Below are 10,483 nucleotides of genomic sequence, written 5' to 3' on the forward strand. Positions count from 1 at the left end.
CCTTACAATTCCTTGTCCGATTAATACACACATTCAAACTCTGCTTTGGAGTTTACACAAAATTCTTGACACACCCTATGTTTTCTTTGTTGAGTGGTTATCAGTTTCAGTCCGGGACAGCTAGTCTGGTCACAGGCTTTGTCTTGATTCTTGTAACAGGGAATGCCTTTGCTTGGAGTTTTCAGCTATCGCTCCTAGTACTTCTAGTTCTATCTTTGTTGTTATACGTTTTAGCGAGCGTTTGCCAAGCTTATTTTTTGAAGCGCATTGCAGGCGACTTGTTTGTGAATGAAGGGCGCTAGCGGAGTATACAAAAAAACCTGATCCTAATGAACAGATCAGGTTTTTTTGGTATTAGCTATCTTTTCTCCAAGCGCTCTGTTCTGCATAGGCAGTGTAGAGAACGTCGGTTGAAGAGTTAAGGGCAGTTTCACATGGGTCTTGGATAAGTCCGATGATGAAACCAACTCCGATAACTTGAGCAGAGATATCTCCAGAGATTCCAAACAAGCTACATGCTACAGGAATCAAGAGCAGAGATCCACCAGTTACCCCAGAAGCTCCAGCAGCTGAAAGTGCGGCCACTAGCGAAAGAAGAAGCGCAGTTCCAAAGTCAACTGGAATACCGAGGGTATGAACCGCTGCAAGGGTAAGAATAGTGATGGTAATGGCAGCTCCACCCATGTTGATGGTTGCACCAAGTGGGATTGAGATGTTGTAAGTGTCTGGATCCAATCCAAGTTCTTCAGACAACTGCAAGTTGACAGGGATGTTGGCAGCAGAGCTTCGAGTGAAGAAGGCTGTTACACCACTGGTTCGAAGCGTCTTAAGAACGAGTGGATAAGGATTTTTACGCATCATTAAGAATCCAATGATTGGATTGGTTACAAGGGCAACAAACAAGTTGGTAGCGACAATGATGAGCACCAACTGTCCGTAACCAAGAAGTGCTTCAATCCCTTGGTCAGAAATGGATTTGAAGACCAAACCGAGGATACCGAAAGGAGCGAGGTTGATAACCCAAGCGACAACACTTGAGGTAACGTCTGCAACTGTCTCGAGCAAGTCCTTGCTTTGTTGGCTTGCTTTACGCATCGCCATACCGAAGAGACTAGCCCAAGCCAAAATACCGATATAGTTCCCATTAGAGATGGCACTAACAGGGTTTTCAACGATATTGAGCAAGAGGTTACGGGCAACTTCTGCAAGACCACTTGGGGGTGCAATATCCGTGGCCGCATTTGCTAGTGTTAAGGTTGTTGGGAACATGAAGGAAGCAATGACAGCAACCAAAGCAGCAGCAAATGTGCCAAATAGATAAAGTACAACAATCGTCTTTATATTAGACTTTTTGCCTTCTTGTTGTTTAGAGAGGGCATTGGTAACAAGAGTAAATACCAAAAGGGGAGCGACCGCTCGCAAAGCACCTACGAAGACATCTCCGAGGATTCCGATAGCTGACCAAGATGGAACAACAAGGGCTAGGGCCAAACCAATGACGACGCCGATGACAATTCGCTTGATCAGACTGGCTTTATTCCAAGCCTGAATGTAACGTTTCATGACTGAAACCTCCTTATTTTGATTTTAAATAGTCTACTATAAGAAAGCCTTTATGTCAATGCACTTGACCGCTTTTTCGGTGAAAAGTTCGGAATTTTTCTAATTTTTCATTCAATTTTAAAAAAACTTATTGAGATCATCAAATGAATTGATGATCTCAGGAGTAAAAGCAGGGATATTTCTGTGTTATAATAGGGAAAAGGAGAGCTATGCAAAATTTACTATTACGAACCCTGGAGAGGGTTCACTGGGAGGAAGTGCTAGATCAATTCATTTCGAAATTTATCTCCCTCCTCCTACTGTTTGTGTTATTTTGGATTGGGAAGAAGCTGATTCATGCTCTGGTCCATCGGTTGGTTGCACCATCCCTCTTGTTTGTGCAAAGCAATTCGGCTAGGAAAGAGACCCTCTTGCATTTGATTGACAATGTGCTCAATTATGCCCTCTACTTTCTGCTGATTTACTGGACCTTGTCAATTCTTGGTTTACCGGTATCCTCCTTGTTGGCTGGAGCTGGTTTGGCTGGAGTTGTTGTCGGTTTAGGTGCCCAGGGCTTTTTGTCAGACATGGTCAATGGCTTTTTTATCTTATTGGAGCGGCAGTTGGATGTTGGGGATTATGTGATTCTCCCCAATGGTTCGGGCAAGTTGTCGGGCACGGTTGAAAATGTCGGGATTCGGACGACCCAGGTTCGGGATGGGAATGGAACCCTCTATTACATTCCTAATCGTCAGATTCTGGTTGTCAGCAATCAGTCGCGGGGGGAGGTTTCGGTTACCTTGGATCTGCCTCTTTTGCCGGGAACGGATTTTGACTTGGTGGATCAGGTGATTGCCAAGGTCAATCAGTCGCAATTGCAGACCCTGTCTCAATTAGAGGGGCAGCCCAAGGTTCTTGGGGCTCAGTGGATTCGAAGTGAGGGCTTTGTCTACCGGATTTCAGTTCCCATTCAACAAGGCCAGGATTCAGGGGTTGTCTATCCCTTGTATCGCTTGTACCAGGATGCCCTCAAAGCGGCTGGTATTGAGTTGGCTAGCTCTTCCAGCTCCAGCGCACAGAATTAAGGAGGTGAGGCCCTATGTCGGAGAAGAAGGCCTTAAGATCTCAGCCCTATTGGATCTGGATTTTTAGCTTGGTGGGCCTGAATCTGTTCCTACTAGCGGTTGTGGTGGGCCTGCTCTTTTCCTATCTAGGTTTAGCTCGGGACAATGAGCAGTATGCGCGCCTTTTAGGTTTGAACCAAAAGGACGAGACAGTTATCGAGCAAGAACTGAATAAATCACGGCAATTTGTCACGGGGGAACGGGTAACGGTCAAGGCCATTACGCGTGATCCAGAGCAGGAAATGTGGGATGATGCGACGGAGACAGCGGTGGTGGTCGACTTGCTGGTGGAAAATAGTCACGCCCATACCTTCCGTGTGAATCCCTACAGTTACGAATTATTTGATGAGGAGGGCGAGCCCCTACTCTTAGATAGTGTAACCTTTGATCAGGAGTCTTTGAGCTCCAACCTGCAACCGGGGGATCAAGAACACTATCGCTTGGTTTTTGATGGTGAGATGGGAACAGGTCCCTATCATCTTGTGCACTATGATACGCAATGGACGTCTGAATAGGAGGTTGTTATGAAATCAATTTATTTAGCAGGTGGTTGTTTCTGGGGTTTGGAAGAATATTTCTCCCGTATTGATGGAGTTCAGGAGACCAGTGTCGGTTACGCCAATGGTCAGGTTGAAACGACTAATTATCACCTCTTGAAGGAGACTGACCATGCGGAAACGGTATTTGTAGCCTATGATCCGGCAGTGATTAGCTTGCGGGAAATTTTACTGTACTACTTCCGGGTGATTGATCCCCTCAGTGTAAATCGCCAAGGGAATGACCGTGGTCGCCAGTACCGGACGGGGATTTACTACCAGTATGCGGATGATCTACCGGTGATTGAGCAGGTAATGACTGAGCAATCCCAGCATTTTGGCAACCAAGCCTTGGCTGTTGAAGTAGAGCCACTTCGCCACTATATTCCGGCTGAAGACTACCATCAAGAGTATCTCAAGAAAAACCCAGGGGGGTACTGCCATATCGACGTCAATGATGCTTACCAACCCTTGATTGATCCGTCTCTTTACCAGAAACCGGAGCAAGAGGTTTTGCGGGAACAGTTGTCTGAGGAAGAGTACGCCGTGACGCAAGAAAACGCAACTGAGCGTCCCTTTGACAATCGCTTTGATGACCACTTCCAAGAAGGAATTTATGTGGATATTACCTCTGGAGAGCCGCTTTTCCAATCAACAGATAAATTTCAATCCGGTTGCGGTTGGCCTAGTTTCTCAAAACCAATTGCTAAGGATTTGATCCAATACCGGCAAGATTTGAGTCATGGTATGCGCCGGATCGAGGTTCGGAGCCGGGCTGGTGATGCCCATCTAGGACACGTCTTTGAAGATGGTCCACGTGAGTCTGGTGGACTTCGTTACTGCATCAATAGTGCTGCCCTACGTTTTGTGGCCAAGGAAGAGATGGAAGCTGAGGGCTACGGTTACTTACTCGGACTCTTTGACTAGGACAGGCATCTATGAAAAAAGACGTATTTGTGACAGCTCTGTTATCTGCTGTGCTGGCTGCGGGAGCCGGTGTCTACTTTGGTCGCCCCTATGTAGAGGAAATGCTGGCCAAGCAGGCAGCTGATCCAGTGACAGAGGCTCGGATTATGGCTAATGGCGATTTGCTTTACCATGACTTGCTTTATTATTCGGCGGAGCAGGCAGATGGCAGCTATGACTTTTCGGAGAATTTCACTTATGTGAAGCCTTGGTTGGAGCAAGCTGACCTGGTCCTGGGCGATTTTGAAGGGACCATTAACCCAGACTATCCTCTAGCGGGATACCCCTTCTTTAATACACCAGAACAGGTGGTTCAGGCGATCAAGGAGGCTGGCTATGATGTTGTGGATCTGGCCCACAACCATATTTTAGACTCGGGATTGGAAGGAGTTGCAACAACAGCTCAGGCTTTCAAGGACGCTGGTATTGAGCCGATTGGCGTCTATCCGGATCAGCCGCGCGATCAAGCGCCCTTGGTGATCCGAGAAGTGAATGGCATCAAGATTGCGCTGCTGGCCTATGCTTATGGTTTTAATGGGTTGGAAGCTGGGCTTAGCCCAGAAGAGTATGAGGCTGTTCTCTCGGACTTAGATGAGAAAAAAATGGAAGCCGAAATCAAGCGGGCGGAGAAAGAAGCAGATATCACGATTGTCATGCCGCAAATGGGCGAGGAATACCGCTTGGAGCCAACTGAGGAACAAATCGAGCTTTACCATAAAATGGTTGACTGGGGTGCTGACTTGGTATTTGGCGGTCATCCCCATGTCCCAGAGCCGACGGAAACCCTTGAAAAGGATGGGGAGTCTAAGTTTATCATCTACTCCATGGGCAATTTCATCTCCAATCAGCGAATTGAAAGTCTGGATGGCTTACTGAATGCCGAGTGGACCGAACGTGGAGTTCTCATGGATGTGGAAGTGAAGAAAAAAGGAGACAAGACCCAGATTACTTCTGTCAAAGCCCACCCTACCTGGGTTAGCCGTGTGGACAAGGGGACCTACTCCCAAGAAGCCTTCCCTCAATATTCCTACCAGACCTTGATTATCGAAGACTTCCTGTCCGGTGGTCGCCATGCCAACCAACTAGATCCAGACACCCAAGCACGAATCGAAGAAGCCTATCAGGCAACCAATGAGCTCTTAGCCATCAAATGGCCGAAGTGATTGATGGAAAAGTTGGTGAACTTTCTTACTTTGAATTTATAATACGAAAAACCGGTTCCTCCGTTTTAGTTGGAGGAACCGGTTTTTTTAAGGGTGTCTACGGGAAAAATTAGTGAATTTGAAGGAGGAGGGTCTGTGGTGAGACTGGTTGAGCTGAAAGGGTTGGCCGTCGCCTAGAAAGACGGTAGCTTCAACTAGGGCCACATAAGCTGGATCCAAGTTCTGGAAATAGTCTGTGAGACTGGAATCCGCTGGTTGGAAGGTAATGGTTTTAGCGGAGTGGCTGATGACTAGACCTAGGTTCTCTTCAATATAGCGGTAGATGGAGCCCTGGGCTACTTCCGTGGTTAGTCCGGGAATCAGCTGGGGGTTGAAGAAGTCGATGTCGACGATGTTGACCTGGTCTCCTTTTTTACGAAGGCGGATAACCCGGATGATGGGGTCAAAATCTCTTAGTTGCAGCGCTCTTTTGACCTGGGGGTAGTCCTTGGCCTTGATTTTCTCGACCAGGGCAACCACTGTTTGGTAGGGTTGGTCGAGTCCGTGGTTGATTTCCTGGAAGCTGGTTAGGTTGGCCAATTCAAAGTTGAGGGAGGGGTCGTAGATAATGACGGAACCCTTGCCACGAATTTTTTGAATGTAGGCATCATTTTGGAGCAACTGGAGCGACTTGCGGAGGGTTTCCCGGGAGGTCTCAAAGCGCTGGCAAAGCTCCATTTCGGATGGCAGCAGTTGCCCCTGGGGATGGTCTCCTTGTCGAATTTCTTGCTTGAGTTGCTCGTAAATAACTTGGTATTTTTTTTCAGTCATAGGCTAGCGGCTTAGGAAGGCAATGGTCTCGTAGGGACGGAGTTCCAATTGGTTGCTGGCTTCCCGTTCACCGTAGTTGCCAAGAAGGTAATTGTAGTTGGTGTTTTCCAGAGAGACAGTGGTTGCTTGGTCGTAGAAGTTATTGAAGACAAGCAGTTCTTGGTCGCCCAGCTGGCGTTTGTAGGCCAGGACTTGGGGGTGGTCAACCAAGAGTGGTTGGTAGGAACCTTCTTGGATGATTAGCAGCTCTTTGCGGAGACGGATGAGTTCCTGGTAGTAAGGGAAGATCGTCCCTTGAGCCAGTTCCTTCTCGACATTGATTTCTGGATAGTTGCTAGCCACTTCTAACCAGGGTTGGCTGGTAGAGAAGCCGGCATAGGCTTGGTCATTCCATTGAATCGGTGTCCGGCTGTTGTCGCGCGATTTGACCTGGATGACTTCTAGGGCTTCCGCTTCACTAAGACCGCGCTCTAGCAGCATTTGGTAGGCATTGATACTTTCAATATCCTTGTACTGATCCATGCTGGTGAAACCAGGATCGGTCATCCCGATTTCCTCACCCATATAGATATAAGGGACGCCCTTCATCATGTGGATGGTTTGTGCCAGCATTTTTGCAGACTCGACCCGATAGGGACCATCATTGGTGAAGCGGGTGAGGGCGCGTGGTTGGTCATGATTGTTCCAGAAGACTGCATTGCAGCCGCCGCCCTGATCCATGCCCACCTGCCAGTCGTTGAGAATCCGTTTCAACTCCGCAAAGTCCATGGCCTGATTTTGCCATTTGTCGCCATCCTTATAGTCGACTTTTAGATGGTGAAAACTAAAGGTCATTGACAGTTCATGGCGGTCTGGTCTGGTGTAAAGGATACAGTTTTCAATAGTGGTTGAGGACATCTCACCAACCGTGACGATGTTTGGATCCTGACCAAAGCTATTTTGGTTGAGCTCCTGTAGGTAGTCATGGACAATTGGCGTGTCAGTATAAAGGCTCTTTTCTTGCTGGTTATTGACGCTGTCCACAAGTAGTTCGTCCTTACCAATCACATTGATGACATCAAAGCGGAAGCCTGAAGCTCCTTTCTCCCGCCAGAAGTTGACAACATCGTAGAGTTCCTTGCGAACTTCTGGATTGTGCCAGTCCAAATCGGCCTGGGTTTTGTCATAGAGGTTCATGTAATACTTGCCGGTGTCTCCAAAAGGTTGCCAAGCTGGGCCACCAAACTTGGATTGCCAGTTGGTAGGTAGGCTGCCATCGGCTTTGGGGGCACGGATATAGTAGTAGGCTTGGTAGCGTTTATCGCCGGCTAGGGCTTTTTGGAACCACTCATGCTCGGTCGACGTATGGTTAAGGACCATGTCTAGCATGATGCCTATTCCCATGGTTTTGGCCTGGCGGGCTAATTCTTCAAAGTCTTCCATGGTCCCGAAGCGGGGATCGATGGCCCGGTAATCCGCGATGTCATAACCATTATCATTTTGAGGGGACACATAGAAAGGGTTGAGCCAGAGAATATCGACTCCTAATTTTTTCAAATAAGGGAGTTTTTCAAGAATACCGGACAGATCTCCGAATCCGTCGCCATTGCTGTCTTTGAAGGATTTGGGATAAATTTGATAGACAACTTTAGAAAATAATGAATCGTTCATGAAAAGCCTTTCTAAAAAAATGGGAGGCGAGGACTGAGCCCTCGCCTCTTGATCAGATTAGTCTTTTTTCTCAAAGCGAATGAAGACAAAGGTTAATACAACTGGAAGGACGATCGTAATAGCCAATCCAAGGGCGAAGATGCCCCAATATTGTGGAATAATGGAGAGGATTCCAGGAATACCTCCGATACCAACAGAGTTGGCCAGAACAGGGATAGAACCGAGCACAGCTCCCGCGATTCCTGCGGATACCATGGCTGCCAAGAAGGCTGCTTTGTAACGAAGGGTTACCCCGAAGATGGCTGGTTCTGTAACCCCCAACCAGGCAGAGATGGCAGAAGTGAGGGCCATACTTTCGTTTTTACTGTCTTTGTTTTTACGGAAAATCAACATCATGGCGAGGGCTGCAGATCCTTGAGCGACGTTTGACATAACCAGGATTGGCCACAAGAAGGTTCCGTTTTCAGAAGCGACCAATTGCAGATCGACTGGAAGGAACATGTGGTGCATACCAGTAATGACAAGCGGTGCGTAGAAGGTACCGTAGATCAGACCTCCCAACCAGCCAGCGGTACTGAAGATGGCCATCATGATACCGGTAATTTGGGTCGCCAACCACATGGTTACAGGACCAATAATGGTGAAGGCCAAGAAACCAGTGATTAGGAGGGAAACTGGTGCAACAACCAAGAGTTTCAAGCTGTCTGGGACACGTTTGTTGAGCCCTTTTTCAACATTGGCCAAGATAAAGGCTGCAAAGAGAGATGGTAGAACCTGTGCCTGATAGTTCATTTGCTGAACAGGAAGACCAAAGAGATCCCAAGTTGGAATTTCTGCAAGACCACCTGTGTTGGCATCAAACAAGGCATATTGAGAAGTCAAACCTGGATGGCAAAGAACCAAGCCCAAGACAATCCCTAGAAGTGGTGAACCACCGAAACGGGTCATAGCAGACCAACCGACCAAGGCAGGAATAAAGATGAAGGAAGTCGCCGCAATAAAGTTAACGATACCTGCGAATCCCGCAAAACCAGGATACATTTCAACAATGGATTGAGCTCCAAAGATCCCTGGCTGGGTAAGGACATTGTTGATCCCCAAGAGCAAACCAGAAGAAATGATGGCTGGTAGGATTGGAACAAAGACATCTCCTAACAGTTTAACCAATTTTTGCAGCGGATTCAAATCTTGGGCAGCTTGTTCCTTAGCTTCTTCCTTGGAGACAGCCGCAGCCCCTGTTTGTGAGACCAATTCGTCATAGACCTTATCGACAATACCAGGTCCGATGATAACTTGGTATTGACCATTGGCAGAGAATTGCCCCTTAACCAGATCAATTTGATCGAGGGCAGCTTCATCTACTTGGCCTTCATCTTTTAGAATAAAGCGAAGCCGGGTGACACAGTGGGTTACACTGGTGATGTTGTCCTTGCCACCAATGGCCTGAACGATTTTGCTGACATCGTTTTTCATAAGTTCTCCTTTGGAAAGCGTTTTTTAAACTTGTCTAGACAAATTATAGATGACTTGTCTAGACTTGTCAAGGGGCTGTTTCAAAAAAGTTAAGCGGGGTCTCATTCATCGTCCAGATGAAGAACCTTTTTTTCATTAAAAGTCAGGTCATAAAGCCATTGGAGATTGAAGATAGGTGGTGTGACACGGGTTTCCAGGACATGGTCTGTCAGCTGTTTGACGTAGCGATCAACGATAGCTTGGTCTTCAGGAGTAGGCTTTTCTTCCGTGATATCATCTGGGGAGTATTTATAGATATTCGTTATTTTTAGATTAGACTTCCTGCGGAACTAATGTATTAGATCCCATTTCTCAGCAGAAGAGATCGCATAACCACACTGAAACATTTTGTAACTCAGTCTTTTTCAAGTGATGACTCCGATAAATCTCAGGTTCTGTCACTGTTTTGCAGGAACTCTATTAGGGTCTAGCTGAAAAGCCAATTGAATATCGTCATTATGAGAGTATAAACCGACAGAGGTGTTAAGAGTAGATATTTTACTTCCTGATTTAAATGAATATGAGAATGAATCCGATTCATTGTAATTAATAGCATTACCTGGAGACACATATTCATATTTTCCATCCGTTTCTCGTTTGGGTTTGAACATAATCTCTCCCAAATTATAGACGACGACAATAGGTGTCAATCGCTTATCGGTTTTTTGAGAGTGGGTATAATAATAAATTTGATGCCAACTGAGATTGGTAAAAATATAGATAGCGGTAGCCAGTAAAAGTAAGAGGATGCGAATCAGCTTTTTTCTTTTTTTCATGAAAATACCTTTCTGGATTACTAGGCCACGATCCAAATATTCTAATACTTTAAGCGAACAATTAATATTCCAGTGGGAATGATATCCAGAAGCCTATCCAATCAAGGCTTCTGGATCATCTAAAGCTTCCCCCTAAGTTCATTCATCTCCCAGATGAAGAACCTGCTTTTCATCAAAAGTTAGGTCATAAAGCCATTGGAGATTGAAGATAGGTGGCGTGACACGGGTTTCCAGGATATGGTCTGTTAGCTGTTTGACATAGCGGTCAACCATGGTTTGATCTTCTGATTTTTGTGCAATGTTATGAATTTCATCAGGTGAAAATTCGAGAGTGTACAATATCTTGTGTAAACGCAAAAAAGGAATAAATCCTGTTATAGTAGAGTTAGACTAAAAATACTACT

General features: G+C 46.4%; 11 protein-coding genes. 5 read left to right on the top strand and 6 right to left on the bottom strand.

From position 1 onward, the window contains the following. Positions 1 to 65: 65 nt before the first annotated feature. Positions 66 to 302, top strand: a complete 237-nt coding sequence (locus tag N4310_RS05530) for a hypothetical protein (protein ID WP_262092397.1) — start codon at positions 66 to 68, stop codon at positions 300 to 302. Positions 303 to 354: 52 nt separating this feature from the next. Here the strand turns inward: N4310_RS05530 and sstT are convergent, their stop codons facing one another. Next, entirely contained in the window at positions 355 to 1,563 is a 1,209-nt protein-coding gene (sstT, locus tag N4310_RS05535) for a serine/threonine transporter SstT (protein ID WP_262092398.1), read from the bottom strand. Between the two features lie 209 nt (positions 1,564 to 1,772). On the opposite strand from sstT, the gene N4310_RS05540 reads away from it, so the two are divergent. From N4310_RS05540 to N4310_RS05555, 4 genes are read left to right on the top strand one after another with little or no spacing between them, the layout of a single operon-like run. Continuing rightward, positions 1,773 to 2,627, top strand: a complete 855-nt coding sequence (locus N4310_RS05540) for a mechanosensitive ion channel family protein (RefSeq protein WP_160332990.1) — start codon at positions 1,773 to 1,775, stop codon at positions 2,625 to 2,627. A 14-nt stretch (positions 2,628 to 2,641) separates the two neighbouring features. Continuing rightward, on the top strand, positions 2,642 to 3,181 hold the full coding sequence (locus N4310_RS05545; protein WP_262092399.1) for a DUF4352 domain-containing protein: 540 nt from the start codon (positions 2,642 to 2,644) through the stop codon (positions 3,179 to 3,181). A gap of 9 nt (positions 3,182 to 3,190) precedes the next feature. After that, positions 3,191 to 4,129 carry a peptide-methionine (R)-S-oxide reductase MsrB gene (gene msrB / locus N4310_RS05550; RefSeq protein WP_262092400.1) on the top strand — a complete coding sequence of 313 codons (939 nt, stop codon included), beginning with the start codon at positions 3,191 to 3,193 and terminating at the stop codon, positions 4,127 to 4,129. An 11-nt stretch (positions 4,130 to 4,140) separates the two neighbouring features. Then, positions 4,141 to 5,331: a CapA family protein gene (locus N4310_RS05555; protein WP_262092401.1), complete on the top strand. Its 1,191-nt coding sequence runs from the start codon at positions 4,141 to 4,143 to the stop codon at positions 5,329 to 5,331. 87 nt (positions 5,332 to 5,418) lie between these two features. Here N4310_RS05555 and N4310_RS05560 read toward each other — a convergent pair whose 3' ends face one another. From N4310_RS05560 to N4310_RS05580, 5 genes are all read right to left on the bottom strand, one after another. Continuing rightward, positions 5,419 to 6,141 (bottom strand): UTRA domain-containing protein, encoded by a 723-nt coding sequence (locus tag N4310_RS05560; protein ID WP_262092402.1) that lies wholly within the window; start codon positions 6,139 to 6,141, stop codon positions 5,419 to 5,421. Positions 6,142 to 6,144: 3 nt separating this feature from the next. Next, positions 6,145 to 7,791, bottom strand: a complete 1,647-nt coding sequence (treC, locus tag N4310_RS05565) for an alpha,alpha-phosphotrehalase (RefSeq protein WP_262092403.1) — start codon at positions 7,789 to 7,791, stop codon at positions 6,145 to 6,147. A 57-nt stretch (positions 7,792 to 7,848) separates the two neighbouring features. Further along, positions 7,849 to 9,264 (bottom strand): PTS system trehalose-specific EIIBC component, encoded by a 1,416-nt coding sequence (gene treP / locus N4310_RS05570; RefSeq protein ID WP_262092404.1) that lies wholly within the window; start codon positions 9,262 to 9,264, stop codon positions 7,849 to 7,851. Between the two features lie 437 nt (positions 9,265 to 9,701). Continuing rightward, a complete protein-coding gene (locus N4310_RS05575) occupies positions 9,702 to 10,079 on the bottom strand; it encodes a hypothetical protein (protein ID WP_262092405.1) in 378 nt (125 codons plus the stop codon). Positions 10,080 to 10,217: 138 nt separating this feature from the next. After that, a complete protein-coding gene (locus N4310_RS05580) occupies positions 10,218 to 10,352 on the bottom strand; it encodes a hypothetical protein (protein WP_262092406.1) in 135 nt (44 codons plus the stop codon). Positions 10,353 to 10,483: the final 131 nt, after the last annotated feature.

The sequence above is a fragment of the Streptococcus danieliae genome (genome assembly GCF_025447695.1).
Taxonomy (GTDB): Bacteria; Bacillota; Bacilli; order Lactobacillales; family Streptococcaceae; genus Streptococcus; species Streptococcus danieliae.